Origin of the sequence: Fictibacillus sp. KU28468, from assembly GCF_026153615.1 — a bacterium.
In the GTDB taxonomy this organism is placed as follows: Bacteria; Bacillota; Bacilli; order Bacillales; family Fictibacillaceae; genus Fictibacillus_C; species Fictibacillus_C marinisediminis.
The window spans coordinates 1,010,144-1,036,250 of record NZ_CP110666.1 but is presented as its reverse complement, the minus strand read 5'-3'; the positions used below and the strand labels follow the sequence as shown (position 1 = coordinate 1,036,250).

General features: G+C 41.9%; 32 protein-coding genes, 3 pseudogenes and 1 riboswitch. Of the genes and pseudogenes, 12 read left to right on the top strand and 23 right to left on the bottom strand.

The features are described from left to right. Positions 1-175: 175 nt before the first annotated feature. Positions 176-1,315, top strand: a complete 1,140-nt coding sequence (locus OKX00_RS05205; protein ID WP_053357163.1) for a zinc-dependent alcohol dehydrogenase — start codon at positions 176-178, stop codon at positions 1,313-1,315. Positions 1,316-1,597: 282 nt separating this feature from the next. Here OKX00_RS05205 and OKX00_RS05200 read toward each other — a convergent pair whose 3' ends face one another. Together OKX00_RS05200 and OKX00_RS05195 are read right to left on the bottom strand one after the other, a co-directional pair. After that, on the bottom strand, positions 1,598-2,425 hold the full coding sequence (locus OKX00_RS05200) for an ABC transporter permease (RefSeq protein WP_265409686.1): 828 nt from the start codon (positions 2,423-2,425) through the stop codon (positions 1,598-1,600). A gap of 182 nt (positions 2,426-2,607) precedes the next feature. Then, positions 2,608-2,952 carry a DUF3870 domain-containing protein gene (locus OKX00_RS05195; RefSeq protein WP_265409685.1) on the bottom strand — a complete coding sequence of 115 codons (345 nt, stop codon included), beginning with the start codon at positions 2,950-2,952 and terminating at the stop codon, positions 2,608-2,610. 259 nt (positions 2,953-3,211) lie between these two features. On the opposite strand from OKX00_RS05195, the gene OKX00_RS05190 reads away from it, so the two are divergent. Next, positions 3,212-3,622, top strand: coding sequence for a MerR family transcriptional regulator (locus OKX00_RS05190; RefSeq protein WP_254781303.1), 411 nt, complete (start codon positions 3,212-3,214; stop codon positions 3,620-3,622). Continuing rightward, the gene (locus OKX00_RS05185) at positions 3,619-4,554 is read left to right on the top strand and encodes a DMT family transporter (protein ID WP_265409684.1); all 936 of its coding nucleotides are present in this window, start codon (positions 3,619-3,621) and stop codon (positions 4,552-4,554) included. Before OKX00_RS05190 ends, OKX00_RS05185 begins: the two co-directional genes overlap by 4 nt. A 33-nt stretch (positions 4,555-4,587) precedes the next feature. Here OKX00_RS05185 and OKX00_RS05180 read toward each other — a convergent pair whose 3' ends face one another. The 8 genes and pseudogenes from OKX00_RS05180 to OKX00_RS05145 all read right to left on the bottom strand — a co-directional run bounded on the left by OKX00_RS05180 (position 4,588) and on the right by OKX00_RS05145 (position 14,000). Further along, a complete protein-coding gene (locus tag OKX00_RS05180; RefSeq protein WP_265409683.1) occupies positions 4,588-5,193 on the bottom strand; it encodes a DedA family protein in 606 nt (201 codons plus the stop codon). 219 nt (positions 5,194-5,412) lie between these two features. Next, positions 5,413-5,666, bottom strand: a pseudogene (locus OKX00_RS05175) (MATE family efflux transporter); the annotation flags it as partial. Further along, positions 5,663-6,023 (bottom strand): annotated as a pseudogene (locus OKX00_RS05170) (GIY-YIG nuclease family protein). The pseudogenes OKX00_RS05175 and OKX00_RS05170, both read right to left, overlap by 4 nt. A 15-nt stretch (positions 6,024-6,038) precedes the next feature. Next, on the bottom strand, positions 6,039-6,791 hold the full coding sequence (locus OKX00_RS05165) for a DUF2087 domain-containing protein (RefSeq protein ID WP_265409682.1): 753 nt from the start codon (positions 6,789-6,791) through the stop codon (positions 6,039-6,041). Between the two features lie 140 nt (positions 6,792-6,931). Further along, positions 6,932-8,125 (bottom strand): nucleoside transporter C-terminal domain-containing protein, encoded by a 1,194-nt coding sequence (locus OKX00_RS05160; protein ID WP_265409681.1) that lies wholly within the window; start codon positions 8,123-8,125, stop codon positions 6,932-6,934. Positions 8,126-8,294: 169 nt separating this feature from the next. Next, positions 8,295-8,401: riboswitch (purine riboswitch) on the bottom strand. A gap of 80 nt (positions 8,402-8,481) precedes the next feature. After that, complete coding sequence (purU, locus tag OKX00_RS05155; RefSeq protein WP_265409680.1) at positions 8,482-9,372, bottom strand: formyltetrahydrofolate deformylase; 891 nt, start codon at positions 9,370-9,372, stop codon at positions 8,482-8,484. 72 nt (positions 9,373-9,444) lie between these two features. Continuing rightward, the gene (locus OKX00_RS05150; protein ID WP_265409679.1) at positions 9,445-10,413 is read right to left on the bottom strand and encodes a nuclease-related domain-containing protein; all 969 of its coding nucleotides are present in this window, start codon (positions 10,411-10,413) and stop codon (positions 9,445-9,447) included. 353 nt (positions 10,414-10,766) lie between these two features. Beyond that, positions 10,767-14,000 carry an efflux RND transporter permease subunit gene (locus tag OKX00_RS05145; RefSeq protein WP_265409678.1) on the bottom strand — a complete coding sequence of 1,078 codons (3,234 nt, stop codon included), beginning with the start codon at positions 13,998-14,000 and terminating at the stop codon, positions 10,767-10,769. A 183-nt stretch (positions 14,001-14,183) separates the two neighbouring features. Between OKX00_RS05145 and OKX00_RS05140 the strand changes: the two genes are divergently transcribed. Both OKX00_RS05140 and OKX00_RS05135 read left to right on the top strand, forming a co-directional pair. Further along, entirely contained in the window at positions 14,184-15,071 is an 888-nt protein-coding gene (locus OKX00_RS05140; RefSeq protein WP_091003060.1) for a TetR/AcrR family transcriptional regulator, read from the top strand. 57 nt (positions 15,072-15,128) lie between these two features. Beyond that, complete coding sequence (locus tag OKX00_RS05135) at positions 15,129-15,464, top strand: YciI family protein (protein ID WP_265409677.1); 336 nt, start codon at positions 15,129-15,131, stop codon at positions 15,462-15,464. A 30-nt stretch (positions 15,465-15,494) separates the two neighbouring features. Here OKX00_RS05135 and OKX00_RS05130 read toward each other — a convergent pair whose 3' ends face one another. The 3 genes from OKX00_RS05130 to OKX00_RS05120 are packed head-to-tail and all read right to left on the bottom strand — an operon-like array spanning position 15,495 to position 16,239. After that, the gene (locus OKX00_RS05130; RefSeq protein WP_265409676.1) at positions 15,495-15,875 is read right to left on the bottom strand and encodes a hypothetical protein; all 381 of its coding nucleotides are present in this window, start codon (positions 15,873-15,875) and stop codon (positions 15,495-15,497) included. Beyond that, entirely contained in the window at positions 15,838-15,975 is a 138-nt protein-coding gene (locus OKX00_RS05125; RefSeq protein WP_265409675.1) for a hypothetical protein, read from the bottom strand. The genes OKX00_RS05130 and OKX00_RS05125 overlap by 38 nt, the downstream gene beginning before the upstream one ends. A gap of 18 nt (positions 15,976-15,993) precedes the next feature. Then, a complete protein-coding gene (locus OKX00_RS05120; RefSeq protein WP_265409674.1) occupies positions 15,994-16,239 on the bottom strand; it encodes a hypothetical protein in 246 nt (81 codons plus the stop codon). Positions 16,240-16,474: 235 nt separating this feature from the next. Between OKX00_RS05120 and OKX00_RS05115 the strand changes: the two genes are divergently transcribed. The 7 genes and pseudogenes from OKX00_RS05115 (at position 16,475) to OKX00_RS05085 (ending at position 20,590) form a co-directional block, all read left to right on the top strand. Next, entirely contained in the window at positions 16,475-16,909 is a 435-nt protein-coding gene (locus tag OKX00_RS05115) for a MarR family winged helix-turn-helix transcriptional regulator (protein WP_256224496.1), read from the top strand. A 49-nt stretch (positions 16,910-16,958) separates the two neighbouring features. Further along, positions 16,959-17,594, top strand: coding sequence for a nitroreductase family protein (locus tag OKX00_RS05110; RefSeq protein WP_265409673.1), 636 nt, complete (start codon positions 16,959-16,961; stop codon positions 17,592-17,594). Positions 17,595-17,626: 32 nt separating this feature from the next. Further along, positions 17,627-17,920: a putative quinol monooxygenase gene (locus OKX00_RS05105; RefSeq protein ID WP_265409672.1), complete on the top strand. Its 294-nt coding sequence runs from the start codon at positions 17,627-17,629 to the stop codon at positions 17,918-17,920. Positions 17,921-18,199: 279 nt separating this feature from the next. Beyond that, entirely contained in the window at positions 18,200-18,367 is a 168-nt protein-coding gene (locus OKX00_RS05100; protein ID WP_175501771.1) for a hypothetical protein, read from the top strand. Positions 18,368-18,514: 147 nt separating this feature from the next. Next, a pseudogene (locus OKX00_RS05095) lies at positions 18,515-18,932 on the top strand (carboxymuconolactone decarboxylase family protein). After that, a complete protein-coding gene (locus OKX00_RS05090) occupies positions 18,929-19,243 on the top strand; it encodes a hypothetical protein (RefSeq protein ID WP_265409671.1) in 315 nt (104 codons plus the stop codon). The pseudogene OKX00_RS05095 and the gene OKX00_RS05090 overlap by 4 nt, the downstream one beginning before the upstream one ends. A gap of 144 nt (positions 19,244-19,387) precedes the next feature. After that, positions 19,388-20,590 (top strand): NAD(P)/FAD-dependent oxidoreductase, encoded by a 1,203-nt coding sequence (locus tag OKX00_RS05085; RefSeq protein WP_265409670.1) that lies wholly within the window; start codon positions 19,388-19,390, stop codon positions 20,588-20,590. Positions 20,591-20,773: 183 nt separating this feature from the next. Here OKX00_RS05085 and gvpU read toward each other — a convergent pair whose 3' ends face one another. Genes gvpU through gvpO form a run of 10 tightly spaced genes read right to left on the bottom strand, consistent with a single transcriptional unit; the run spans position 20,774 to position 26,040 of the window. Next, the gene (gvpU, locus tag OKX00_RS05080) at positions 20,774-21,175 is read right to left on the bottom strand and encodes a gas vesicle accessory protein GvpU (RefSeq protein ID WP_265409669.1); all 402 of its coding nucleotides are present in this window, start codon (positions 21,173-21,175) and stop codon (positions 20,774-20,776) included. Between the two features lie 14 nt (positions 21,176-21,189). After that, complete coding sequence (gvpT, locus tag OKX00_RS05075; RefSeq protein ID WP_265409668.1) at positions 21,190-22,050, bottom strand: GvpT/GvpP family gas vesicle accessory protein; 861 nt, start codon at positions 22,048-22,050, stop codon at positions 21,190-21,192. A gap of 53 nt (positions 22,051-22,103) precedes the next feature. Next, positions 22,104-22,409, bottom strand: a complete 306-nt coding sequence (locus OKX00_RS05070; RefSeq protein WP_062232716.1) for a gas vesicle protein — start codon at positions 22,407-22,409, stop codon at positions 22,104-22,106. Positions 22,410-22,439: 30 nt separating this feature from the next. Further along, positions 22,440-22,724 carry a gas vesicle protein K gene (locus tag OKX00_RS05065; RefSeq protein ID WP_265409667.1) on the bottom strand — a complete coding sequence of 95 codons (285 nt, stop codon included), beginning with the start codon at positions 22,722-22,724 and terminating at the stop codon, positions 22,440-22,442. Next, entirely contained in the window at positions 22,711-22,965 is a 255-nt protein-coding gene (locus OKX00_RS05060) for a gas vesicle protein (protein WP_062232714.1), read from the bottom strand. Before OKX00_RS05060 ends, OKX00_RS05065 begins: the two co-directional genes overlap by 14 nt. A 16-nt stretch (positions 22,966-22,981) precedes the next feature. After that, a complete protein-coding gene (locus OKX00_RS05055) occupies positions 22,982-23,788 on the bottom strand; it encodes a GvpL/GvpF family gas vesicle protein (RefSeq protein WP_265409666.1) in 807 nt (268 codons plus the stop codon). Between the two features lie 10 nt (positions 23,789-23,798). Then, positions 23,799-24,056, bottom strand: coding sequence for a gas vesicle protein GvpG (locus OKX00_RS05050; protein WP_062232709.1), 258 nt, complete (start codon positions 24,054-24,056; stop codon positions 23,799-23,801). Further along, on the bottom strand, positions 24,053-24,817 hold the full coding sequence (locus OKX00_RS05045; RefSeq protein ID WP_053357132.1) for a GvpL/GvpF family gas vesicle protein: 765 nt from the start codon (positions 24,815-24,817) through the stop codon (positions 24,053-24,055). The genes OKX00_RS05050 and OKX00_RS05045 overlap by 4 nt, the downstream gene beginning before the upstream one ends. Before the next feature lie 7 nt (positions 24,818-24,824). Next, the gene (gvpN, locus tag OKX00_RS05040) at positions 24,825-25,742 is read right to left on the bottom strand and encodes a gas vesicle protein GvpN (protein WP_265409665.1); all 918 of its coding nucleotides are present in this window, start codon (positions 25,740-25,742) and stop codon (positions 24,825-24,827) included. A gap of 34 nt (positions 25,743-25,776) precedes the next feature. Further along, the gene (gene gvpO, locus OKX00_RS05035) at positions 25,777-26,040 is read right to left on the bottom strand and encodes a gas vesicle protein GvpO (RefSeq protein ID WP_265409664.1); all 264 of its coding nucleotides are present in this window, start codon (positions 26,038-26,040) and stop codon (positions 25,777-25,779) included. Between the last annotated feature and the right edge of the window lie 67 nt (positions 26,041-26,107).

Here is a 26,107-nt window from a genome sequence, read left to right as displayed (position 1 = left end):
GCTCACCGGCAGCCCTGCGAAAGTAGGCGTTTACGCCGGTAAAAGCGAGCAGCCTGGAACGGAAATCAACAGCTTACAGACTTCTTGGACAGCCCCTCTTTTGTGTGTATGTAAATGAAGGGTAAAAAACCTCTCAAAGGGTATAGTATTTTATACCAATTTTAGGAGGTTGATTATGAAGGCTGTTACTTTTCAGGGAGCAAAAGAAATCGAAGTGAAAAATGTTGAAGATCCCAAACTACAGGAAAAGGAAGACATCATTGTCCGCATTACTTCAACCGCTATCTGCGGATCAGATCTCCACATTTATCAGGGAGCTCTTCCAGCACATAAGGATTATGTCATTGGACATGAACCCATGGGTATTGTAGAAGAAGTTGGTCCTGATGTCACCAAAGTAAAAAAAGGAGACAGGGTCGTCCTTCCTTTCAATATTTCTTGTGGCCACTGCTATTATTGCCAGCATGAAATGGAAAGCCAATGTGATAATTCCAACCGAAATCCTGAATTTGATACAGGCGGATATTTCGGCTTTACGGACCGTTACGGCGACTATAGCGGTGGACAAGCCGAATATTTGCGTGTGCCTTATGGAAATTTTATGCCGTTTGTCATTCCTGAATCAGCGGAACTTGAGGATGAAGCTGTGCTTTTCATGTCTGATGTTCTTCCTACAGCCTACTGGAGCGTCGAAAATTCCGGGGTAAAAGAAGGTGACACGGTCGTTGTTCTGGGCTGTGGTCCAATTGGCTTAATGACACAGAAATTCGCATGGATGAAAGGCGCCAAGCGTGTCATTGCCGTAGATAACTTAAGATATCGTCTTAATCATGCAGTAAAAATGAACAATGTTGAAGCTTTTAACTTTGATCAATTCGATAACATGGGTGCCCACATTCATGAAGTCACCAACGGCGGCGCAGATGTTGTTATCGATTGTGTAGGAATGGACGGCAAAAAGTCGCCTGTTGAAGCGATTGAACAAAAACTGAAGCTGCAGGGCGGTACGCTGAGTGCCATACAGATCGCCCTCAAGGCCGTTAAAAAGTTTGGAACCATCCAACTCACTGGTGTATATGGATCCATGTACAACATGTTCCCGCTTGGAAACATTTTTGAGCGTAATATCACAATGAAAATGGGCCAGGCCCCTGTTATCCACTATATGCCGATGCTATTTGATAAAATTGCCAATAAGGAATTTGATCCGACTGAGATCATTACACACCGAGTACCTCTTGATCAGGCAAGTGAAGCGTACAAAACATTCAACGATCATGCGGATGAGTGCATTAAAGTCGTCTTAAAACCTTAAAGCAAAATCCCCTTTGGACCATCCAAAGGGGATTTTTATTAGGCTTTGTTGATTTCCAATCATAATGGACATCGCATACTGATGCTTAGAAGAGGCTCTCAAGTTTTTTTCTCCATAAAAAAGGGGTGATAGCTGGCGATGATAAGAGCCGGCTGATTTGTGAAACAAATGAAGCGCCAGAAAAGCAGATGGGAAAAAGCTTGCTTATACCCTTCTGCTTTTCAGAGGGCGCTACAATCACCCCTGCCAAAAATCAACAACATGGACTAACAGAGCTTTTTATTAAATAAAGTTCCTTACATTGTTGCCGCGGCTGAACTTATAGATCGCAATCATGAAGAAGGCTAATGCGAAAGCGAAAAGAATGGCGATGTTCAGTGAAAGACTCCTTAGCGAATGGCCGTTTTGCAGCTGGGTAAATGTGTCCAGCTGCCATCGCTGAGGAAGAAAATCTGCTATTTTTTGCAGCGTCTTCGGCATGATCTCTACTGGCCAGAAGCAGCCAGCCAACAGACACGATGGTGTCATGATCAAATTTTGCAGTGCTCCAGCTGAAGTCGTGGTCGATGCAAATGCAGTGATGACAAGCGATAATCCAACACCTGCAAGAGCGAAAATCATTAATATTTCTACCATCGTCAAGAATGGGATCCCCGTAGAAATATGGAACACTTGAGTCATAAACGTTAGTGTAATTAAGATCTGTACCGTCATGATGATCATGTTAACAACCACATTTGAGAAAACGTATTTTCGGTTGTTAATCGGTGTTGACATTAACCGCAGATAGGTTCTGTTTTCTTTTTCCTGAAGGATAATTTCAGATAATCCGCCCGCACATGAAAGCATGATCATAATAAGAAAACCGACCGTCTGATTCGTTATATCATTATTTTTTGAAGTATCTTTGAGTGAATGAGCTGAAACTTGAAAGTCTGATGCACGGTACTGGTCATACATTTTTTGAAACGCAGCTTGATCTCCGCCAGCTGCCTTGCTTAAGGAAGCGATGTTAGACAAATAGTTATTCACATAGGTTTTCACAAAACCAGTGATGGTTGCCCCTTTGATGGATACGATTTCAATGTGATCAGGGTTGCCGTTCAGCACACTGTTTGAGAAGCCCGAAGAACCTCTTCACGAATAAAAAAAGAGCCCATCCGAATGGACAAGCTCTTTCTACTCTATTTAAAACAAACTCTGAAATTCTGAAATGCCCAGAACAATAAACATGAGTACACAGCCGATCAGTACAGATCGCCACCCATTTAATAGGTTTGAAGGTTAAAGGATCAGGTTGCCGTTTGGGAATATCTCATTTTCTCTAAATACCGTTTATGGGCAGCTTTGACTGCCATGATGACGGAAGGTGTGGAAGGGGTATAATAATAGTCTTCGATTCTCTGGATCAATCCGTCGATCCCCTGTGCTAAATTATAATTGACGATGACCCTTCTCAGAAAATCGCGTGCAAGCTCCGTGGCAAACGTAAACTCAGCATTGACGATCATATTGGTCTCTGTATCAATTTCCATGACGATGCCCGATGTCTTGCAGACTTCAAACATATAATTTCCATGCGGCGCTTTCGCATACCCCGTTACGAGCACAGTCTTCATCCTCGTTAAATCAGTCATTTCGCCAGACCCCTCTTTTATCTGTGATTTGTTTTTACTGCTGCAACAAACCTTATGTGCTATCTTACGGGGTAAACCTGAAAAATATATATGTACCCAAAATAAAAATTTCGGGAGACACTGATTTGGCTAATCAAAGCAATTTACCACAAATTCGCAACCCCAAAACCATTCCCTATTTTTATTTTTTTTCAAATATCCAATTGACTTAGAGCCAGCTCTAAGTTGTAAGCTTTAAGAAAGTGAAAGAAAGGGATGATTGGTTATGTACACGATCAGTGAAGCAGCCCGGGATACCGGCATCAGTGCCTATACACTGCGTTACTATGAAAAGCTGGGCTTGCTGCCGGCACCTGGAAGGAAGAATGGCCATAAGCGTCTGTATTCAGCAAAAGATATTGCGTTCATCAAGTTTTTAAAAAGCCTGAAGGATACTGGCATGCCATTGGAAGAGGTAAAAGAGTTTGTACAGGATGGCTGCATTTGGGACAGTTTGGAAGAAGACCCCGATTACAAGCCCGCTCCTACACTGACGAAAAGAGTGGACATCCTAGAAAAACATCTAAAAAACATGGAGAACAAAAAACGGGAATTGGAAGCCATTATGGAAGTCACCAGGGAGAAGCTTCAAACGTATCACACGTTATTGGAAGAGGAAGCGAAGAAATGAAAAATCTCTCAGTCTATCTCATGCTGCTTGGTTTTGCGGTGTTTACCGGAGCTGCGTTTAATCTCGGCAAGTATGCAGTAGGGTATTTTTCACCGGCCTCGGCAGCCGCCTGGCGCTTTGGTATTGCTGCAATCGTGCTTTTTCTGATTTTAATCGTTAAAGAAGGCGTGAAGAAAACAACGCTATCCCGGAATTTAGCGGCTTATGCGGCTCTCGGCATCATTGGAGTGTTCGGCTTTAACACTTTGTTTTTCACGGGATTGAAATATACGTCACCGATCAATGGAGCGCTTATAATGGGCACCAACCCTATTTTGACATCGGTTTTAGCACTGTTCCTGCTAAAAGAAAAACTGACAAAAAAGCGCATGGCCGGAACTGGGTTTGCCTTTATTGGCGTCGTTTTAGTCATCACGCAAGGCTCCTTGGAAACGTTAATGAGCCTATCCTTTTCTAAAGGAGATCTTATCATCCTGGGAGGAAACCTCTGCTGGGCAAGCTATGGAGTGCTGGGACGGAAATGGGTGAAAGACAGCTCTTCTCTTGAAACGACGGCATATCCGATGCTGATCGGTGCTGCCGCATTAATTGCTGTCTCTTTGTTTTCAAGACCACCGGCCGAAACACCTCACATTCCGCTTGGAGGCTGGGGAGCTATTCTTTTTATGGCCATATGTACGACCGTGCTTGGCTATTTATGGTGGAACCTTGGTATCAGAAAAATTGGAGTCAGCAAGACCTCCCTATTTTTTAACCTTGTTCCTGTGGTTACGATGATCATATCCGCCATGACTGGGACATCTATCACCTACCCTCAGCTGCTTGGAGTCGGATGTGTAATTTTAGGCGTTCTTACCGCGTCAGGGGTTCTTTCGCTGTTCAATCCAAAAACAGAGTCCCACGTCTATCCCGAAGCAGCAAAGACAAAATAAACAAGCTGTCCGCTCAAATGGCGGACAGCTTTATTACTTTCTTCTTTTTTTCATAAATAAAAGGACGAACACCAACAGCCCAGCAGCCAGCAGAGCGTACATGATGTTGGAATAGATGTCCATGAACTGAACGACCTGTTCCCAATTGCGCCCGAACGCTGCTCCGACATAAACGAGAATCGTGTTCCACACGAACGTGCCGATCGTCGTAAACAGCAGGAAAAGGCTGAACCTCATGCCCGACATCCCCGCCGGAATCGAAATAAGGCTTCGGATAAGAGGAACGAGCCGGCAAAGAAGAACGGCCCAATACCCATATTTATCAAACCAGGAATCTGCTTTATAAATGTCTTTTCTTTTTAACCGCAGGACTTTTCCCCAGCGGTCTACAATTTTTTCAAGGCGTGAAACATCAAGATACGTACCCACTTTGAAAAGAACAGCAGCTCCAAAAACCGAGCCTGCCGTCGCTGCCAAAATGACTCCCCACACCGAGAGTTTAGAGAAAGACGTCATCATACCGCTGAACGTCAGAATGACTTCAGAGGGAATGGGCGGGAAAATATTTTCAAGGGCGATCATCAAAAAGACGCCGAAATAGCCAAATTGTTCAATAATGTCTGTAATCCAATTCTGCATGTAAACCTCCTGAAACAAGCATTCCACTAACTACTACGAAACAAAACCTCTTTGGTTTCATCCAAAGAGGTTTTTGTTAATCGATCAGACGGACAATCTGCTTGTTACTCCATGAAAGCCGGTAGTACCCCTATTGCAATGCAAGACCTGCGATAAAGGCAGCAGGATATCCAATCCATATTCCTCTGATCTGAAGGCTTGTATATTGAGAATGATAGAAGCCTGCCCGATGAGGATGGAGCTTCCTGAACCGATTCCAATCACAAAAGAAATCAGCAAAAAGACAATGGAAAAAAAGCAGAGATGGCAGCCACGCTGTCCATTCCCAGCCATCTCCCGATAATCATCATCCCGACCTGCTGCCCGATCGATTGCATAATATTGCTGAAAAGCAGCAGTACGAGAAACAGAAGCATCGGCTTCATTACCGTCATCTGTGAAGGATTCTCTTTTATCGCTTCATTCGCATTCATCGCGGTTTCTCCTTATTGTATCCCCGGCCTCCAAACGGCTTAAGCTCCTGCAGCCATTTACCTTCCAGTTTTTCAAGTGCTTTTTTCTCATTAAAATATCCATCGTCCTTCTTCTCTAGAACCTCAAGCACTTCAAATTCAAAGACTTCTTTACCAAACTCATTCCATTCTTCTTGGAGTGTCTTGTTCATGCTGCTGCCTTGCTCCAGCTCAAATCTTTTCCCATTGATCGATTTTAAAGTTTCTCGTGCTTCCTACAAAAATTTTTTGATTGGCGGTGTTCCTGATCAGGTAAACACCCGCTTCAATCTTTGTTTCCATGTATTGCTGCTTTAATTCTTTTTTCCTCCAAAACATATTCCTTCTTTCGTTTTATTTTTTCAGCCAATATGAGCTTCCGTCAGCTTTCCTGTCCAGAAATCCATAGGCAATCATGTATCTTCTCAACGTCACGTAGTCATGATAAACCGTCTTCAAGATTTCATTGACGTCTTTTTCGGTGTACGTTGTATCTGAAGAAAATAATGAAGTGATTTCCCGCAGAACAACAAGCTTTTGCTTTTCTTTTGACGGAAATGTTTTTAATGACATCGATCCTTCAATAAAGTATTTTTTCACCATCTTCTCCTTCTCTTCTTTTGTCACGTTATACCGGTCATCAATCATCGTCGCTGTCTGATGAGGCGCAACCATCGGCGGCGCGTGCTGATCCTTTTCCTTCAGCAGCTCCATCATCGTCAGCAGCATTTTCGCCTGGCGCTCTTTTTCTTTCAGCACAAAACGGTGGTTCCTGATGGTTGACGTGCTGCCAACCTCCATTTCCTGCTTGATTTCCTCATCGCTTTTCCCTTCATAAAAAAGTCGGAGAAGCCGGTTCTGGTGATCGGTTAAGCCTGTCAGTTTTTTATTTAGTCCGATCAGGTACTCGAAAACGGAACCGTGCTCAGAGCCGATATGAAGAGTCATATATTTTTCCGCTTCGTAAAGTACATCATTTTCAGGATAGATGATACCTTTTTCAATGGTGTTCCCGCATAAGAGGCAAACAAAATGATGATTTTCTTCTACATAACCCTTTTTCAAATCTTCCAATGACGCTTCCCAAAACAAATCCGATATCGACATATCACAAACAACCCCTATAAAAGTTTATTTATTTACAAACATAATATTATTTTGTTTGTTATATGTCAATAAATTTAATGTAAAAAAATTCAAAACAAAAAACCTTCCGGAAAACGCGTTTCCAGAAGGTTTTATATATATTACCAAACAAACAATCCGACAAGCATCGCACTCAGCAGTGATACTGCCATTCCGCTGACGAGCAGCTTCCAGACGTTTTTGCCTATGGTCGTTGATTTTTCTTCTCCTAAAATGGAGTTGTACGTTCCGTAGATCATACCAACTGTACTGAAGTTCGCAAACGATGTTAAGAACGTTGTCGCAACAGCAATCGTATGCGGAGGCAAATTTTTAAGCTGATTTTTCAAATCCATCATCGCCACAAACTCATTGGTCGCCAGCTTGATTCCCATCAATTTTGCGACATACATTGCATCATGAACCGGAAGCCCTAGTAAAAAGGCAAACGGGCTGAAGATGAACGAGAAGATTTTTTGAATGGTAAGTCCATTGATAAAGAATCCAAGGATCCCGTTCAAAGCGGACGTCAGCGCCACGTAACCGATTACCATCGCAAGGATGACAATGACCATCCGAATCCCGACAAGCATACTGTTAGAGATCGTAGAGAAGAAATCCTTCTTCTCTTCTTTTGGCGGAACATAGACGACATCTTCCTCTTTTGTTACGTCTACCGGATGCAGAATGCTTGCGAGCAGCAAGGCATTCAAACAGTTGAGAGGAATAGCCGCAAACACATATGTTGCCGGCACCATCGTCAAATACGCTCCAATAATGGAACCGCTGATACTGCTCATGCTCATCAGTCCGAACGTAAGCAGTCTGTGTTGTTTGAGCACGACCAGCTGCTGACGGATCACCGCGAGTGCTTCTGTATTTCCAAGGAACATCATCTGGATGGAGAAAAAGCTTTCAAGCTTCGGCAGCCCTGAAATTTTTGAGATGACCCAGCCAACCTTATCGATAATCCACGTTAAGATTCCAAAATAAGAAAGAATATCAAAGAACGTAACGACGAAAATAATAGGAAGAAGAGCACTAAAGAAGAAATCGATGTTCTTATTTGCCATAACGGAAGGAAATACAAAGGCCGTTCCGTCGTTTGCACAGGCAATGAGCCAAGTAAAAAATGACGCAAACTGATCAATCACTTTTGTTCCAATTTTTGTACCAAGCATGAACCACGTAATGAGCAATTCAACCGCAAAAAGAATCCCAATGGATTTCCATTTTACGTTCTTTCGATTCGGAGAACATAAATAAACGACGCCGAGCACTACCAGAACACCTAACAGATTCATCAAAAAATACAAGTCCAATCACTCCCGTTGTATGTTTTTCCATATATAAAATGCCCTTATTTCCCTGCTTTCAGTCAAATTGGACAGAAAGCATGAAAATAAGAGCAATACACGTTGTCATACAGCAGAGCATAGTCCGGAAAAGTGATCGGTCTTGCTCAGTGCTGAGACTGAGACTCTTTTTAATTTCACGCTTCCTTGTAGTCCGGCATTTGACGGCTGCCAGGTAGAAACTATCAGACCGATTGATTGTACTGATATTATACAAGGATACTATTTTAATTTTTAGGAATAAAGGTCATTTTAATATATCAACATTCTTTTTACAATGGAGGGACAAAAAGTTATATTTTAAAAATAATTTCGAATTAATGAAAAACAATCGTCTTGTTTTCGTGAACAATCACCCGGTCCTGCAGATGCCAGTTTACCGCCCGGGCAAGTACACTGCGCTCAACGGAACGGCCGATTCTTTTCAGATCCTCCGCATTATGATGATGGCTGACCCGCTCCACTCCCTGCTCAATGATCGGACCTTCGTCCAAATCGTTGGTCACATAGTGAGAGGTCGCACCAATCAGCTTCACTCCCCTTCCGTACGCCCGTTCATACGGCTTGGCACCAATAAACGCCGGCAGGAAGGAGTGATGAATATTGATGATCCGGTTTGGGTGCTTCGATACAAAATCCGGCGTCAAAATCTGCATGTAACGTGCGAGGACGATAAGCTCAATTTGATACTCTTCCATAAGCTGCAGCTGTTTCTCCTCCACTTCTTTACGGATGTCCTTGTTGGCCGGTATGTAATGGTAGGGTATCCCGAGCGATTCGACAAGCGTTCTTGAATCCTCATGATTGCTGACCACAAGGGCAATTTCCGCGTCGAGTTCTCCGCTCTGATACTCCCACAACAGCTCGAGCAGACAGTGTGTTTCTTTTGAAACAAAGATAGCCGTCTTCTTCAGTTGGGATGCCAGCGAGAAGCGCCAGTCCATTTCGAAATTTTCGGCAATTGCGGTGAAAGCCTCTTTTAGATTTGGAGCGTTTTCGCCCAAATCTTCACATTCAAACTCGATACGCATAAAAAATGTGCCGCCCGCCGGATCCGTCGAATATTGATTGGATTCCACAATATTCGCTCCCTGGCTATATAAAAACTGCGAAACGGCCGCCACAATTCCCGGCTTGTCCGGACAGCTGACCAGCAGCCTTCCTTTGTTGCTGTTTAGTACGGGTTCACTCTTTTGCATGCTCTCCATTCTCCTCTGTCTTTTTAATATCTGAGTATACGGGATTGTGAGGAAAAAGGGAAATAATGCGAGGGGTTGGGGCTATTCTTCGAAGGTGAGATGGTAGAGAGTTGATTTGTACACGCCATCAAACTTAGTAGCTGTAGAACGGAGTATTCGAGTAGTAACATCTAACGAGGACAACAGGAGAAAATCCCTTGCTTCTTGATTTGTAATGGTAGAGTTAATTAGATAGCAGTAATCCTTAAGAGCCTCAATATGTGCATTTTTGCATTTATAATAGCAATTTGGACAAAACCAGCTTCCATGCTTCCTTTGCATGGCGAGATGATTGCAATCCATACACTGTACACCTTTTTGAAGCTCGTGCCTCTTAATATGGAACTGATCCAGTATCGAAGAATTAGATTCACGATGCTGTTTCATTAGTAGACGGATTATTTTCTTTAACAGTTTTTCTGTGAGTATTTCTTTTTTGTGAAGGTGGTCTATCTTAGAAATCTTGGAAGACAAGGCCTCACGATGAAGAATAATTTTATGAAGATGCTTATGTTCAGGGGAGATTTGAATTTGAGAATAGGGGTTACTGATTACGACTAGTGATTCCATTGGCAGCTCTGGAAACTTATGCTTTTCAAGCCAGGCCTTCATCTGAAATTCATGTCTCCTTATTTGAAGAATCGGATCTGGAAACCCTTCCTCTTTTCCGTCCAATGTCCGGATAAGCTGGTGGAAATCCTGATCAAAGTAAAGCTTACCTGCAATGTTCTTCACTTCTAAAATGAGGATGAAACGCTGTGATAGGATCAGTGTGTCAATTTGAAAGAAGTATTCTTTAAAAGGAAGACGGATGTCATGTAAAATTGAGTAGTCTTTCGAGGGAACAAAACTTAGAGGATAGTCTATAGAGTACTCTCCTCTGTAACCAGCCATCTTTTTTGCTAAATCTTCCTGAATAATGGGGATTTTCTGATGATTTTTCGGTAATCTTCGTAACAAAGCCTGTAATTTTTGAATGGACAGCGGAACGCTCCGTGTCTTTACAATCATATGATCACTCCTTCTTGGTTTTCGGGGTGGCTGTTTTACATATTTTACAATTTAGAAATCGATGGTGGAAGATAACAAGTTGATGAAGGTCAGCTATTCTTAAAAGATGGAGTTTTATTCTCGAAAACTAGTCATTTATTCTTAAAACAAGCCTGTATATTCGCAAAATCACTCCTTTTATTCTCGAACCGAATAAACTCGACACCGTTCGACCAATTTCGCTACAATCATTTGCGCCCCTTGGATCGTCTTTTCCATCGCCTTCCACTTCCATTAATTCTCCCCCTCCATTAAATAATCCTCCACAAAAAAGCAGGCCCGCCTCAATCGGCAAGCCCGCTCATAACCAATAATTATTCAGCTGTTTTCTTTTTGTTTCTTCGTGTCAGCTTCATCAAGAACTCGTATACGACCGGTACGATCACAAGAGTCAGCAGTGTAGAACTTGTAAGACCGCCGATAACGGTCACGCCAAGGCCTTTGGAGATTAAGCCTCCGCCTTCAAATCCGAGCGCAAGCGGAATCAAGGCTCCAATGGTTGCCAGAGCAGTCATCAGGATCGGACGCAAACGGGTAGCTCCTGCTTCAAGCAATGCTTCACGTGTGGTCAGGCCTTCGTTCTCCTTGTGGATGACGCGGTCAATCAGCACGATCGCATTCGTTACAACGATACCGATGAGCATCAAAGCACCAATCATAGCAGAGATACTAATACTTTCACCAGAGATATAAAGAGCGACAAGTGCACCGATTAAAGTAAACGGCAATGAGAACAGGATGGCGAATGGCGCCAATGCACCGCCGAACGTTACAACAAGTACAAAATAAACGATCGCAATCGCTGCAAGCATCGCAAGTCCCAGCTGGCTGAAGGACTCATTGATATCCTCGGTTACCCCGCCCATCTTCACGTCTACACCATTAGGAAGATCAAGCTTATCGATTTCTTTCTTCACATCTGCAGATACTTTGTTTACGTTTTTGCTGGTGACGTCTCCGCTGACACTCGCATAGATCTTATCGTCTTTGCGTGTAACCGTGTCTGCGGTTTCGCCTTTTTTTACTTTCGCTACGTCACTGATGGCCACTTCTTTTCCAGTTGCGGACTGCAGCTTTTTAGCGGTTAGGTCGTTAATGTCTTTGTATTTGCTTTTGTCTACTTTTACATAGACGTTAATGTCCTTGCCGTCTTTTTTCAGCGTCGTCAGCGCTGATTTATCGCCGGAATCATTCAGTTCCATGCCGATTTGGCTGGCGGTCAGACCGAGCTTGCTCAACTTTTTCTGATCAGCGGCAATCGTGTATTCCTGGTACGATTTGGACAGGCTGGAATCCACATTTCTCAAGGAATTCTTATCGTCCATGATGTTCTGGACTTTTTCAGTGACAGGTTTAATGTCCTTGATGTTGTTTCCATAGACTTGAACCTCCAGCTTATTGCTTTCGCCTGTAGCTCCAAAGTCTTGTGCCTTCCATTCTCCTTTGTTCGTTGTTCCCTGCAGGTCATCAATAACACGCTTCTGCTCTTTTTCAAAGTTCGGGGTATCTTTGTCATACTCCATAAAGAACATCGCCTGGTTACTCGCTGCCGGATTCATCGGGTTCTCACCGCCAACGGAATACTGGATCGTCTTCACATGTTTACGGTCGATGAGCAATTTTTCAGCTTTAAGAGATTCTTTTTCCACATCTTTTCTCGTCTGCCCTGGTTCTGGATTGAACGTTGCGATGACCATCTTCTGATCATCGGATGGCAGAAAGCTGACGCCGATCTTCGGAACAAGGAACAAACTTCCGGCTAGCAGTAGGATGGCCAGCCCGAATGAAACAAATTTATGGTTGAGCGACCAGTTCAGAACTCTTTTATAAAGGCCTGCAAGTACACCCGGATTATCGTGGCCGACTTCCTTCTTGTTCTTCAACCCCTTTTTAAACAAGGAATCTGCAAAAGCCGGAACGACCGTGATGGCCACGATCAGGGATGCCACGAGGGCGAAAACAATCGTTAAAGCAAACGGCAGGAAGAGCTCTCCGACAGGTCCTTTAACGAGGCCGAGCGGCAGGAATACTGCGATAGTGACAATTGTTGATGACATGATTGGGATAAACATCTCACGTGTTGCTGATGTGATCAGTTCCTTGCCTTTGATGCGTTCGCCTGTCAGTGACATCCGGCGGTAGATGTTTTCGATAACGACGATCGAGTCATCGACTACCCGGCCGATGGCAACCGTCATGGCACCGAGGGTCATGATGTTGAGCGTGATATCCATCTGCTTCAGTGCAAGAATGGCCATTAGCAACGAAAGAGGAATCGAGAGGACCGCGATCACTGTTGAACGGATATTCCGTAAGAAAAGCAGGATGATAATCACGGCGAACAATCCGCCGATCAGCGCTTTGTTCAGCATCGTGCTGACTGACTCTTTGATTGGTGTTGCCTGGTCGAACACATTAACGGTTTTCAATCCAGGGTGATCCTTTTTGATTTGTTTCAATTCTTTTTTTACATCGTCTGCCACATTAACCGTGTTGGCATCCGCAGATTTAACGATCTGAACGCCAATGGATTCATGGCCATTCGTTCTGGAGATCGATTCTGCTTTTCCTACCGACTTGATCGACGCGATATCTTTTAATTTAACAGTCGGCAGCTCTGAAGGCTGTGCTTGTTGTGGTGCCGACCCGGCTGCTGGTGAACCTTGTTGACCAGCACCAGGTGCGCCTTGCTGTGCCCCTTGGCCGGCAACTGTTCCGGCACTTTGTACGCCAGTTCCACCTGAAGTAGCTGAAGGACTCTTTCCTGCCTGCTGTGCATTGCCCGCCCCTGATTCTGGAGCAGGAGAAGTCACCGGAATCTCAAGGTTCTTCAGTTCCTTGATGGTTGTGATCTTACCATCGACAACTACAGATTTTTCTTTGTTGTTAAAGTTGTACAGTCCGAGCGGCATGGAAGAATTGGCACCCTGAATGAACCGCTTGACCGTGTCTTCTGTCAGACCTTTTTCTTTTAATTTATCTTGTTTGAAGTCTAACTGAACTTCCTCAACGTTTTGGCCTGCAACCTGGACAGAGGAAACACCTTCAACCCCTTCAAGTCTTGGTACGACATCATCTTCTACCACTTTGGTCAAGTCCTTCAGTGATTTATCTTTATCCGAAACACTTAATGATAAAATCGGAAATTCATTAAAGCTTTGACGGGATACTTTCGGGTCATCGACTGAATCAGGAAGACTGATGTTGGCAAGAGCCTCTTGCACCTCTCCCTTCGCCTTTTCCATGTCCTTGTCGAAGTTGTATTCGATCTGAACAGAAGAGATATTTTGATATGAAGAGGAACTTACGGAATCAACACCCGATAAATTCTTCACCTTCTGCTCAATCGGCACGGTCACCTTGTCAGCTACCTCTTCTGGAGTAGCACCCGGATATACCGCGGATACTGTGACGATCGGAGTATTGATATTAGGCATCGTTTCCAGTTTCATATTCAAACCAGAGTACAAGCCAGCTGCAACAACAAGCAGCGTTAAAAGCCATACGGCAAATTTATTCTTCAGACAGAACCTGATGATTGAACTCATTCTTTCTTCTCCTTTCAAACGTATGACTGACCAGTCGGGTTGTGGTATAATATAAATGAACGGTCATAATAGATATAAATATAAAGGACCGTTCCCCTGAATGCAAGAAATAATAATAGCTTCAATTGACGAAAAAATATGTACTTAAGATAATAGAATCAGACGTTTACTTGGAGGTAAGAGATGAAACAGAGAAAAGTAGAAATCATTGAGTCGGCGATTGCCTTATTTGCGGAAAAAGGATTTCATTCAACATCCATTCAGGACATCACCGATCATGCTGGGATGTCAAAAGGGGCTTTTTATAATTATTTTTCCTCTAAGGAAGAATTGATGATTGCCCTATTCCATTACTACAACGATAAAATCAGTCAAAAGATCTCAGAAATCGGGGAACAAAATCTTCCTCCTCGCGAAACAATAAAAAAGCAAATGGTCGCACTGTTTACTTCATTCACAGAACATAAAAACTTCATTATCATGCATTTCCGCGAACAGAACTCGACGATCAATGAAGAAATGCGGAAGCATATGCTGAAAACGCAATATAAATCCTTGAGATGGCTGGAGAAAAATTTGCTCTCGCTGTACGGAGAGGATATTACTCCTCACTTGGGAGATCTAATCTTAATAGCTCAAGGCCTTCAAAATACGTACATCCGTATTTTCATATTTGATGATCAGCTTCTTCAGCCGGAGGCATTGGCTGAATTCCTGCTGCAGAGATTGGATGACATCGTTGCCGGTTTGCAGAAAACGAAGGCTACGATGATTTCGATCAAGAACTTAGAAAACCTGTTCTCCCGGCTTCATCTCCATACGGAACAATCTCTACAGGATACCATTCATCAAAAACTTTTAAACATGGGGAAAACGCTGGATAAACTCCCACTACCCGCTGAAAAAAGGGACGAGCTGAAAAGTGTCATCGAATTCTTGCTGAGTGAAAATGAAAAAACAGATCCGAACAAGATGGTGTTCCAGGGCATGCTTGCCAACTTAAAAGGGGTAAAGGAATTGGAGAATGACAGGAAAGACATTGCGAGGATTATGGGGATTGAACTTCTTTAATTCCAAATAAAGAAGGACTATAGACATACGAAGAAATTGAATATAAGGAGCCTCTAAATGACGCAAAAACAATTTATTTATACGTTAAAATTGATTCCGCGATTAGTAGATGAAAACAATTGGACTGAAAAAGAGAAAAGCATCGTATCAGATCACTTTCAAGCACTGCAGGAGTTAAAGATGGCAGATAAACTCATTATGGCCGGCCGGACCCTGAACATGGATGAAACCACATTCGGCATTGTCATTTTGCTTGCTGATACGGAAGAGGAAGCCAGAACGATGATGGAAAGTGATCCTGCAGTAAAAGAAGGAGTCATGACCGCTGAACTTTTCCCTTACAAAATTGCCTTGTTGAACGAAAACTTTCTAAAACTTAATCAAAATGCATAATAAAAAGACCCGCCGATATGGCGGGTCTTTTCAATGGCTGCTGCGAGGTTTCTTCGACCGAGTCATCGCTGCTCCTAAATATAGGGTGCCGCAAATAATAACAGCAAAGGTTCTCCAATAAAAGAATGGAGCCCAATTTGCAGAAGATTCCGTTCCAAAAAGTATGCCGTGCAGAAAGAAAAGGAGCCAAAGCAAAAACACAAGGTAATGCGTTTTCTTCCAGACGGACTTGCCGATCACTTTCATAAAATCTGAAGTGAGGATAACGATGAGCAGCATGTAAGTCGCGATCGTCCCTATCCCTGAAAGAATCGGATGATAAGATGAGGCAAATGGAACGAAGATGGCTTCCAGTGTATAAGGCTCATATTGGTCAAATAATAGCAGGAAAGTATGGATTCCTATAAACATCAGCAACCACTTGGCGCATAATACCTGCCAGTAAGGATAGGGTCAGCAATAAATAGGCGGTTAAGCCTGTAACCCGTATAAAGAACCAGATCCAGTTCATTGTGCCACCTCCAGTTTTTCATATAGCGTGGAGTCCCCAATCCGAAGACTGGCCTTCTCCCTGGCTGAAATCATCGCTTTGCTGCTGCCCGTCCGTAAACGCCGAGGAATCACCCTGATCGTTAATATCATCTTGAATGTCTTGTCTGCCACTACCTTGTGACGGGTTATTCTGCACTGCCGTCCCTGTGTTTTGATTTTTTGCAACCAGTCCGCCAAACGTGAAGAATGCAAGGATGCTGACAGAGATTACGGACCACTTCACCTTTTTATTAATCGTTCACCACTCCTACATCATTAAAGTCATTTCTACTTTGTATTTTTTCAAGGTATACACAGAGTCTACTTGACGACCCTTAATCAAACCTTAAGTTTTAAAGATTTGAGCTATGTCCTTGATTTTTTCTTACAACCGCGTTATATTAATTGACGCATCAATCATTGAGGCGTCAAATATTAACCGGTCAATCATTCTTTTAATGACGAAAGAGGAGATTTACTTGAACCAATCATGTGCTACAAAAACGCATATCGCCTATACATTACGGGAGCTTCACAACCAGATCAGCCCGAAATTTGAACGATGTACAGGAATCAGCCAGTCCCGGCTTGAGCTCCTTCATCGTCTATATGAAGTTGAGGAGATCAGCCAGACCACCCTTCAAAAAGAGGTCAATATTGACAGTGCTGCTGTCACGAGGCACTTAAAACAGCTTGAAATCTCAGGGATGGTCGCAAGGCGGAAGAATCCCAAGGATAACCGAGTAACGCTCGTCAGCCTTACCGATCAAGGCCGCAATGAAATCATTGCATACAGAAAAGAAAGAGATCAATTTGTCTCCAACCTTTTGAAAGATTTTAAAGAGGAAGAGCTTCCAGTTCTTTTAGATATGCTTAAACGCATGCAGCATAACGCTGACCAGATTGAAGGTTAGCCTTTTGACACCTTAGACAAACATCATAAGTAAAAAGGGGAATCTATCCATGAATACAACATTAGTGAATAACTTTAATGATATTGTGACTGGACGCCGTTCCATTCGCTATTACGATCCATCCGTTAAAATCAGCAAGGAAGAGATGACAGAAATCCTTAATAAAGCTACAATGGCACCTTCTTCTGTCAACATGCAGCCATGGCGTTTTCTTGTGATTGAAAGTGATGAAGCAAAAGCAACGCTCGCTCCGCTTGCTCGTTTTAATAACTCTCAAGTGGAAACTTCATCTGCCATGATTGCTGTATTCGGAGATTTGAACAACTTCGATAAAGGTGAAGAAATCTACAGCAAAGCCGTTGAGCTTGGCTACATGCCGCAAGATGTAAAAGAACAAATGATGGGCAGACTCACCGCTCACTTTGATACTCTTGATCCTGGGGTAAATAAGGAGACGGTATTAATCGATGGAGGCCTCGTATCCATGAATCTTATGCTTGCCGCACGTGCCCATGGCTATGATACATGCCCCATCGGCGGTTATGAGAAAGATAAAATTTCTGAAGCTTTTGGATTGGATAAAGACCGTTACGTTCCGGTTATGCTGATCTCCATCGGTAAAGCAGCGAATACTGGGTATCCGTCTGTTCGACTTCCTGTTGAAGAAGTGGCGGAGTGGAAATAAATTTTATATAAAAAACGAAGGGATGAATAAGAATGATCATTATTCACGCAAAAAATTATGTTAATGCAGCAAAAGAAGAGGAATTTGTAAACGAGATTCAGCAGCTTATCTCAGCTTCAAAAGCGGAAAGCGGCAATATCTCTTACGAACTGTTCAAAGATACAGCAGAAGAACATGCCTACATGATGGTGGAAGTGTGGCAGGATCTAGAAGCAGTAGATGCTCACAATAAAAGCGAACACTTCACTTCCTTCGTTGCAAAAGCGCCTGAATATCTCAGCCGTCCAATGGAACTTAAAGTGTTTAACGGAAAACAGATTAAATAATAAAAATCATGGGCAAATCAATGCCCATGATTTTTTACTTTTGTTTAGGCTTAGTTAAAGCATATTGTTGATTTTCGACAAAAAAGGAATTAAGATAGCTTGCATTTTTTCGTTTCTGCTTGAAACGGACTTCTTTAAACATGGAAGATGTTTAATACTGTCCGATCCCCTGCACAGAAAACCCCAGCAAATAGTAGATCAGTGAAAAACCCAGAGAATTATACATATCATTACATTTATAATAATGTTAAAGTGTGAACATTTAAAGGAGCTGTTTTAATGTCAGATTTGTATTTATTTTTCATGATTGCGATGATCGGCGGACTTGTCGTGCTGATCGGTACAATCATTCTTATTACCAAAAAGATCACTGCACCCAATGATGACCTGAACAAAAAGATTCATCACTTGGAGAAAGAAGTTGAAGATTTGAAAAGAAGATTGTAAAAGACGTGCCGACTACAACAGGTCTTTTTTAGAATAGTATCGTTCCCAAAACGAATACTTCCTATAATTATCATGTATTTTACGCATGAATCGTTGTGAGATAAAGTAGGTCTTGTTAAGCAATTATTATTTCAGGAGGAATTGATCATGAGCAGCACAGACCGTTCTCAGCATGGACTCGATAAACTAATGGAGTATACGTTAACTGAAAACAAGGAGATCTACTCATTTAAAAATTTCTGATGACCTAAAAGATATTGCTCCAGACGCAGCAAAATTTATCATTGAATTTGGATACGGCGATATTTACTCACGTTCAGGTTTAACCACAGCACTTGTTACCCAAGGTACTGAACCACAGCTTGAACTTCATGTTAATACCGGGCTGACTCCTGTTGAAATTGTAGAAAGCTTCATTCAACTCATTCCGTATACTGGATTCCCTCGTATACTTAACGCTCTTGCAGTAGCGAAGAGAGTATTCGCTCAGCGTGTGTTTCTGCAGTTTCAGCAGTTAAAGAACAGTAATTTGAAGGGGCTGTCCAAGAAGTCTGTAAGCTGTTGATTTTCGTTCCAGGGTGCTCGCTTTTACCGGCGCGAGCTACTACTTTCGCGGGGCGTGCGGTGAGCCTTACCGGCGTGAACGCCTACTTTTTGGTGCAAGCACCGGCGGGAGTCTCACCTGTCACGCTAGTCCCGCAGGACAAGGAAGGCTCCGGCAGCTTTTTATCGCACGAAGAAAATGTGAAGTTCATTTTCGAGGAGTCTCGCACCTTCCACTTCAATCAACTTTTCATTGAAGATTTTCAAGCCAAAAAGGAGCTGCTGAAGGTCAATTTTCGACTATCAGGCAGCCCCTTTTATTTAAAGCCATGAAAGAGGTTTGGTCATGAAATTTTTAAATACAGTTGGCCTTCTCACATTTACACTCATGTTATATCTTCCAACTACTTTCTGTTTAACTTACTAAGTATATAGGGTAAAAGTACTATATACGCAGTAATTTCGGGAGGAAAAGATATGGATTTGCATAACGGCAGCCTTTTTTGGCCGACCACGCTAGACGGTGAGAAGACCATAAAAGGAAGACAGGAACTCGACACACATTATGATGCAGTAATCGTAGGCGGCGGCATGTCCGGCGCTCTAACGGCGTTTACTCTCGCACAGGAAGGTTTGCATATTGCCATTGTGGATAAGAGGGAGATGGCTGCGGGCAGTTCTTCTGCCAACACAGGCCTTCTTCAATTTTCAAATGATATTATGCTTCATGAGCTGATTGACCAGATTGGCGAGGATCAAGCCGTGCACTTTTATAAGCTTTGCCAGAAAGCAGTAGACCAGCTGAAAGAGGTAGCTGAGACACTTCCCCGTGAAGTGGATTTTATCAAACGAAAAAGCATTTGCTATGCGAGCATTGAGGAACATGTTCAAAAGCTGCAAAAGGAATATGAGGCCTTAATCAAGCATGGCTTTCCTGCTGAATATTGGACCAAAGAGGACATGAAAGAGCATTTGCCATTTGAAAAACCTGGGGCTTTAATTACGCATGGAGATGCCGAAGTCAATCCTTACCGTTTTATTCAGGGGATCTTGGAACATTTGGAGCAAAAAGGCATTCATTTGTTTGAAAATGTGGAGGCTAAAGAAGCAGAAGAACAAGATGACGGCATTCTGCTGCACACCTCCATCGGCACATTCTCAGCATCCCATTTGATTTATGCAACAGGATATGACACAATCCCTATTAATGAAAAAATCGGATCAGACATCAACCGATCCTATGCGATCGCGACTGAACCGATTGAAGATTTGTCTTCCTGGGAAGATAACGCAATGATCTGGGAAACGCAACGACCTTACCTTTATATGAGGACAACCGTTGATCATCGCATCATTGCAGGCGGATTGGATGAAGATAAGCCTGAAGCGCCTCAAAGTAAAGAATGGATCGCCAACCGTGCAGAGCGGATTCAGCAGGAGCTTGAAAAACTGTTTCCTGATCTCCCTATAAAGATTGCCTACGCCTGGGGGGCAAGTTTCGGTGAATCCCTCGATAACCTTCCATTCATCGGAAAACATCCTCATAAAAACCGCCAATACTATCTGCTTGGGTATGGAGGAAACGGAACCGTATACAGCATGCTTGGCTCTCATATTATTAGAGATTTGATTTTGGACCATTCAAACGAAGATGCGGAACTTGTAAAACTGGATCGGTAATTGAAAAAGTTACACTGATAATTTAAATAATGATGTCCTTTAAAAATAAGCACATATGTGCTTATTTTTATACTGTTTAATTGGCCAAAACATGTTGAAAAAACTAAATAAAACCAGTTAACTATATTCATAAGTTAACTGGTTTTTAAACATTTCTATTTGATTTATTTAAGCATTATTACTTTAACTTTTACTGTCAGAAATTCTTCCGAGGAAAAATCCATCAACCTGATCCAACTTTCCCCTCCAAAGAATTTTCCCCTTAGATGGAGTTGAATTACTATCACCACAAAACACTCGTGTGTTCTTTAAATGAATGAAATTAATATCGCTGTTGTTATTGTCTTCTTCTGCCGCCTCACCAGCTTTAACAAGGCGTTCGCCTATCTCCTGAGCGATCTCGTTTCCATCCTCAAACGTTTCAGCCAGCGTTTCGAAGTATTCTTGAGCGGTGATCGTTGTGCCTGTAATGACAGCCCCTTTGACATTTAACGTAATATCCAATGAAAACCCATGTTTATTGCAGGCCTTCACAAAAAATTCAAGTATGCTGTCTTTAGATTGGGATGCCGTGGTTGAACTCATCAAATATCCTCCTCTTATTTCGAAGATGTATCGTCATTGCTGGAAAGAGATGTCTCTGATTTGCTGCTTTTTGCTTTCTTTGAATTCTTATTTTTTGCAGGTGTCTTTTTGGTTTTTGATTTTGTTGCTTTCTTTGCAGGCTTCTTTTCCTCTTCGTCGTCTTCTTCTTCCTCATCTTCGTCTTCATTTACATTGTTTACGTCTTCTTCCTCATCTTCCTCTTGTTCGTCTTCCTCTTCCTCTTCTTCCTCATCCTCTTCGTCTTCATTTACATTGTTTACGTCTTCTTCTTCTTCTTCTTCTTCTTCCTCTTCATTTTCCAGCTCTAATTGCTCTTCTTCATCTTGCTTTTTCTTCTTTTCCTTCTTTCCTTTTTTTTCATCCTTTTCCTCACTTGCGTCAACCATTTGCTGTAATTTCTGTTCTAACATTTCCAATCGTTCACTTAGTTTCTTATTTTCATTTTCGAGTGATTGATACTGATTGTTTTCGTTATTTCCATTATCTTGATTTTGGTCTTCGTTTGTAACATCTGTTTCTTCGCTTTGATCGTTATCCTGGTTCTTATTTTTCTTCAATAATCTGGATGTTTTTTCTTTTAGACCTGCAGCAGCTTGCTGTGATTGTGCAACCCCGGTTTCTTTAAAGCCGCTTATCTTTTCTTTAGCAGCCTTGCCTAGATTTTTCCCTTTGTCTTTCAGGTTGGCTTTTTCTATACCAGCTAATAATTTCTTTCCTGTTTTCGGAGTAGCAAGCAATCCTACGGTAGCACCTACAACTCCTCCTACGAGTGTTCTATTTACGGGACTTAACTTTTTCTTCTGTTCACCTGTTTGATTTTCAATTTGGGTATTTTCAGTTTTATTAGTAGCCATTTAATTTTTCCTCCTCTAATATCGTATACTTTTTATATTGGAATGATTGAAAGTCAATCATTGCTCCCTGCATTCTGTTCTAAAAGTCGGACTCGCTCCATTAATTCTTTGTTTTCTTCTTCCAATTTTCGTGTGCCCTCTGAAGCCTTGGAGGATAGATAAGGATCATTCTCCCACCAGTCCATGCCGATTTCTTTTGCTTTATCTACAGAGGCCACAATCAGGCGGATTTTAATGGTTAGCAACTCTACATCAGCGATACCAACCGTTATATCCCCAGCAATGACGACGCCTTTATCCAGTATCTTTTCTAATACATCGACAATCGTGCTGGACTCTGAAGCATGCTGTACTGCCATTTTTATCACTCCCTAATTTGCACGTCTGTCTCATAATAGGTTCCCTAAAGGCCCAAGATCAATATTTAAATCTTCATCCTTTAAATTAAAAATGGTTTTAAGCTCGTCCATTTTTACTTCTAAATTCATCAATGCCACGCCAAGGTTTTCAATTTGTTCATCGGTTAAATTTCCGCCGTCCACCCGGCGGATGGCGTGCCTTTCAACGATTTGCCTTAACAATTCAATGACCGTCAGAACCAGCTGTGCTAAGCCATGCTCAGCGTTATCGGGATCCAGATGAATTTTTCCGCTGGATGGATTAGTTGTTTGCATAAATTAGGCCCTCCCTTTGTTTATCAAATTGGTCGGACGAGATGTCTTTACGATTGCCTGAAGATGAGTTCACAAGCGTTTCAACTGAAGCAATCAGCACACGCAGATCAAGATAAACCAAATCTACTCCTGCAATTGAAATGATTAGATCTCCTTTGATGGCGACACCTTTATCTAAAATCACATCTAAGATATCAATAAGAGTAACTTCCTTATTTTCAATGGCTTCTCTGTGTCCCATGAGCTAATCCCTCATTTCAGGTTAAGCTTGCGAAATGGTAGGCGGGCCATGGACCAGAAGCCTCGAACTTCCAACCAGTTTCTGCGAGCTCATTTTTCCTTTTTTTAATTTCTTCTAAAAATTCTTCCACTGTATCTGCTGGTATAAGGTATACGCTATTCCAGCACATATCGAATTGTTTCCCTGTTACATCCTTACCCCAATTTTTTTTTATTGAATCATGAAGGGAGAATTTGGTAAGTTCCTCATGGATCTGTTCACACGTTTGATTTATTTCTTTCTCTAACTCCTGGTCTGCCAATTGATCAATCTTTCTTTTTTCAAAGAACTGTCTGCCAGGAGGCAATTTGCTTATCTCTTCTTTTTTTTCTTCTATTAAAGAATTGTGGCCACTGATAAAGTCTTTTAATTTTGAGTGGTCACAATAGATTTTCAAATTCCATTCCTCGTTGCCTGCGAGTTGAGTGAACGAGTTGGTGATCTTCTTTTGGTGATCTTCAATTGTTTCGATCAAGCTATTTTCGCTTTTATAAATCGTACAAAATTTCATTGGAATTACTGTATATTGTTTTTGGAGTGCCAATAGAGCTTCATGGTGATGGAGCGCCTTTCCTTGAAGCCATTCCATGTCGTTGTTCATTTTTTCTTTAATTGATTCTTCTGAATACGTGTCTGCATCAAGGTCACAGACAACAGCCGTAATTTCATTTAATTGAATGGTATATACTTCATTCTGTTCATCTAACCCCCGAAAAGAAGGAACTGCGTCTTTTATTGCTTCTTCGGTGGGAATAAGTCCATATAAATAAACGAGTTTCGCCATCTTTATTCCCTCACTTTTGCTTCTTCGTCAAATTCTCCCACTCTTCCATTTCCCGCTGTTTTGCTATCTCATATCTTACTAACAATACTTCTTCTTGTTCCTTGTAGACCTCTTCCGGTATTTCTTCAAGTTCATACATCATTTGAAGCTGAATCAATTTTTGCTGAATAAATGAAATGTCATACAGTTCCCGATCCACTTCTTCTTTAACCTTTTCACCAACTTTAATGACGAGATTCATCGGGGACATTAAAAGTTTGTGGATCATGTTTCCTCAACCTTCAGCTGAATGTTGATGAAATTGTAGGCAGGCCATGGACCGGAATACTTAAAATCGAGTTTGTCCTCCCATTTTTCATGAACTTCATTTACTTTTTGGTCAAAGAGTTCTTCCTTATCGCGGTCAATTAAAAAAGCTGCATTCAAAAGCATCGTTTCGCCAATCGGCTTGTTGATTTTTGAAGCTGTAGATGCTTCTTTTAATGGATCAAAGATTTCCGCTTTAATATCATTTTGAAGAGAACTGAAAAATTTTTGAGCCATTTCGCCAAGCTGAATGCGTTCATAATACGCTGCATCCTGAGACTTGCCTTGAACCGTTTTTTTCATTTGTTCTACTTCAGGTTTTTTATTAATTTCCTCTTCCAGCCATTGTTTTTTGCCCATTACCTTTAGACCAAGTTCTATTTTTCCCTTTATTTCTGGAAACAACTGTTCAAACTGCGGATACAAATTTTCCAGTAGAACTTTTACATCTTCTTTTGAATTGAACACATTTCCAAAACTAATGGGAATGACCGTATCGTTTTGAGCCATAACAGAAGATATCACATCTTGATGAGCCATTAAGTTTTCCTTATTGGGATGATATATTTTCATTGGCATTTCTGCTGCTACAATGGCTGCATCCTTATAATGAATGGTAAACGTTGATCTTTCTTGGCCTTCAATGGTAACATTTCCAAACTGATACTTATCTTCTGTTGTTTGTATACCGCAAAATATATAAATACCTGTTGATTGACTCATTGATCGCTCACTCCTTTACTGCTTTTTTGCATTCGCTTATTATTAGCTCTCTTAGCTTTGATGGATCCTTCTCATCCATGCATTTGGCGACAGGTGCTAATAAGATGTCCAGGCATAACCGCTGAAAATCTTCATCTTTACCATTTATTGGGATATCCGCCTCATTTGCAAGTTTTGCAATCATAATAGAAGCCCGCAGACTTGGTCCGTTATTGCTGTTTTCACTGCATTTTTCTCTGAGAGCAGCAACAAAACTTGTTATGGCTTTTGCTTGATTTGAATCAACACCTGTTTTGCTAGAGACAATGGCGGCTTCAGTATCTTTGTCTGTATAATCTAACGGAATGGTGATCAGACGATCTAATAAAGCATCCTGTGTTTCGTAAACGCCTGCATATTCAGAAGGATTGCTCGTAAAGATTACTGTGAATTTCGGATGGACTTTCATAAAGGGATCTTTTTGCTTCGTGCCGTATAACGGTAAAATCCCCTCTTCCAAAATTGAAAGGAAAATATTATTAGTTGAGGGCTCAGAACGGGTAAATTCATCATAAATCAATGTGTACCCATTTTTTACAGCATCCAATAATCTTCCGTTATTCCACGTTTCCGTAACATTTTCTTCTTTTTTGTAAACCGAACGGATAAAATTATCAACCACTTTTTGGGTGGTATATCCTGTATATGCCCCGATTAGGTCAGCATTCGATAACTCCCGGTTCCCATGCATTAACATAACGGGACGTTTTCGCTTTTTCGCTAAAAGGAGTGCAAGAGTCGTCTTGCCAACTCCAGGCGGTCCTGTGAAATGGACGGGATAACCTGCTGAAAGATAGTTTAAGGAACGAGAAATTAAGTTTTTTATACCGTCATGCTGCAGTAAATCTGATTTTACTTTGTTTTTGTTTTCCGTTAAGACCGTCATTTTTTACTCCCCCATTCCAACCCTTCATCGCCTCCTAGTCTTCAGCAATAGCACTTCGATATCGGATGTTTATCCTTGTGAAAGACGTTACTTCTTTCTTTTTGTTCAAGGAAACTTGATAGACGCCCAACATTTCATCCTTTGCATATTTCTTCATGTATTCTTTTTCTTCGATCACTTCCACAATGACTTTCCAGCCTTCATCTTCCGTGCCTTCAACTGATGTAATCTTGTGAGGGGGGGCTACATGCTCTTTGAAAAAGTCATTTACCGCATCCATTAGTTCTTTTATTTCCATTGACAGCCTCCACCTTTGCTATTAGAAATATTTTAGTAGGTGGCCAGAGCAGCTTTTACACTGCTCT

Coding starts and splice junctions, on each gene's coding strand:
- gvpO (WP_265409664.1), bottom strand. CDS start 26,040: ATGGAAATAAAAGAACTAATGGATGCGGTAAATGACTTTTTCAAAGAG.
- OKX00_RS05100 (WP_175501771.1), top strand. CDS start 18,200: ATGTCAGATTTGTATTTATTTTTCATGATTGCGATGATCGGCGGACTT.
- OKX00_RS05185 (WP_265409684.1), top strand. CDS start 3,619: ATGAAAAATCTCTCAGTCTATCTCATGCTGCTTGGTTTTGCGGTGTTT.
- OKX00_RS05150 (WP_265409679.1), bottom strand. CDS start 10,413: ATGATTGTAAAGACACGGAGCGTTCCGCTGTCCATTCAAAAATTACAG.
- gvpN (WP_265409665.1), bottom strand. CDS start 25,742: ATGACGGTCTTAACGGAAAACAAAAACAAAGTAAAATCAGATTTACTG.
- OKX00_RS05125 (WP_265409675.1), bottom strand. CDS start 15,975: ATGAACTGGATCTGGTTCTTTATACGGGTTACAGGCTTAACCGCCTAT.
- OKX00_RS05105 (WP_265409672.1), top strand. CDS start 17,627: ATGATCATTATTCACGCAAAAAATTATGTTAATGCAGCAAAAGAAGAG.
- purU (WP_265409680.1), bottom strand. CDS start 9,372: ATGGAGAGCATGCAAAAGAGTGAACCCGTACTAAACAGCAACAAAGGA.
- OKX00_RS05110 (WP_265409673.1), top strand. CDS start 16,959: ATGAATACAACATTAGTGAATAACTTTAATGATATTGTGACTGGACGC.
- OKX00_RS05085 (WP_265409670.1), top strand. CDS start 19,388: ATGGATTTGCATAACGGCAGCCTTTTTTGGCCGACCACGCTAGACGGT.
- OKX00_RS05205 (WP_053357163.1), top strand. CDS start 176: ATGAAGGCTGTTACTTTTCAGGGAGCAAAAGAAATCGAAGTGAAAAAT.
- gvpU (WP_265409669.1), bottom strand. CDS start 21,175: ATGAGTTCAACCACGGCATCCCAATCTAAAGACAGCATACTTGAATTT.
- OKX00_RS05070 (WP_062232716.1), bottom strand. CDS start 22,409: ATGGCAGTACAGCATGCTTCAGAGTCCAGCACGATTGTCGATGTATTA.
- OKX00_RS05045 (WP_053357132.1), bottom strand. CDS start 24,817: ATGAGTCAATCAACAGGTATTTATATATTTTGCGGTATACAAACAACA.
- OKX00_RS05055 (WP_265409666.1), bottom strand. CDS start 23,788: ATGGCGAAACTCGTTTATTTATATGGACTTATTCCCACCGAAGAAGCA.
- gvpT (WP_265409668.1), bottom strand. CDS start 22,050: ATGGCTACTAATAAAACTGAAAATACCCAAATTGAAAATCAAACAGGT.
- OKX00_RS05140 (WP_091003060.1), top strand. CDS start 14,184: ATGAAACAGAGAAAAGTAGAAATCATTGAGTCGGCGATTGCCTTATTT.
- OKX00_RS05165 (WP_265409682.1), bottom strand. CDS start 6,791: ATGTCGATATCGGATTTGTTTTGGGAAGCGTCATTGGAAGATTTGAAA.
- OKX00_RS05135 (WP_265409677.1), top strand. CDS start 15,129: ATGACGCAAAAACAATTTATTTATACGTTAAAATTGATTCCGCGATTA.
- OKX00_RS05130 (WP_265409676.1), bottom strand. CDS start 15,875: ATGTTTATAGGAATCCATACTTTCCTGCTATTATTTGACCAATATGAG.
- OKX00_RS05180 (WP_265409683.1), bottom strand. CDS start 5,193: ATGCAGAATTGGATTACAGACATTATTGAACAATTTGGCTATTTCGGC.
- OKX00_RS05065 (WP_265409667.1), bottom strand. CDS start 22,724: ATGCAAACAACTAATCCATCCAGCGGAAAAATTCATCTGGATCCCGAT.
- OKX00_RS05145 (WP_265409678.1), bottom strand. CDS start 14,000: ATGAGTTCAATCATCAGGTTCTGTCTGAAGAATAAATTTGCCGTATGG.
- OKX00_RS05050 (WP_062232709.1), bottom strand. CDS start 24,056: ATGATCCACAAACTTTTAATGTCCCCGATGAATCTCGTCATTAAAGTT.
- OKX00_RS05060 (WP_062232714.1), bottom strand. CDS start 22,965: ATGGGACACAGAGAAGCCATTGAAAATAAGGAAGTTACTCTTATTGAT.
- OKX00_RS05195 (WP_265409685.1), bottom strand. CDS start 2,952: ATGACTGATTTAACGAGGATGAAGACTGTGCTCGTAACGGGGTATGCG.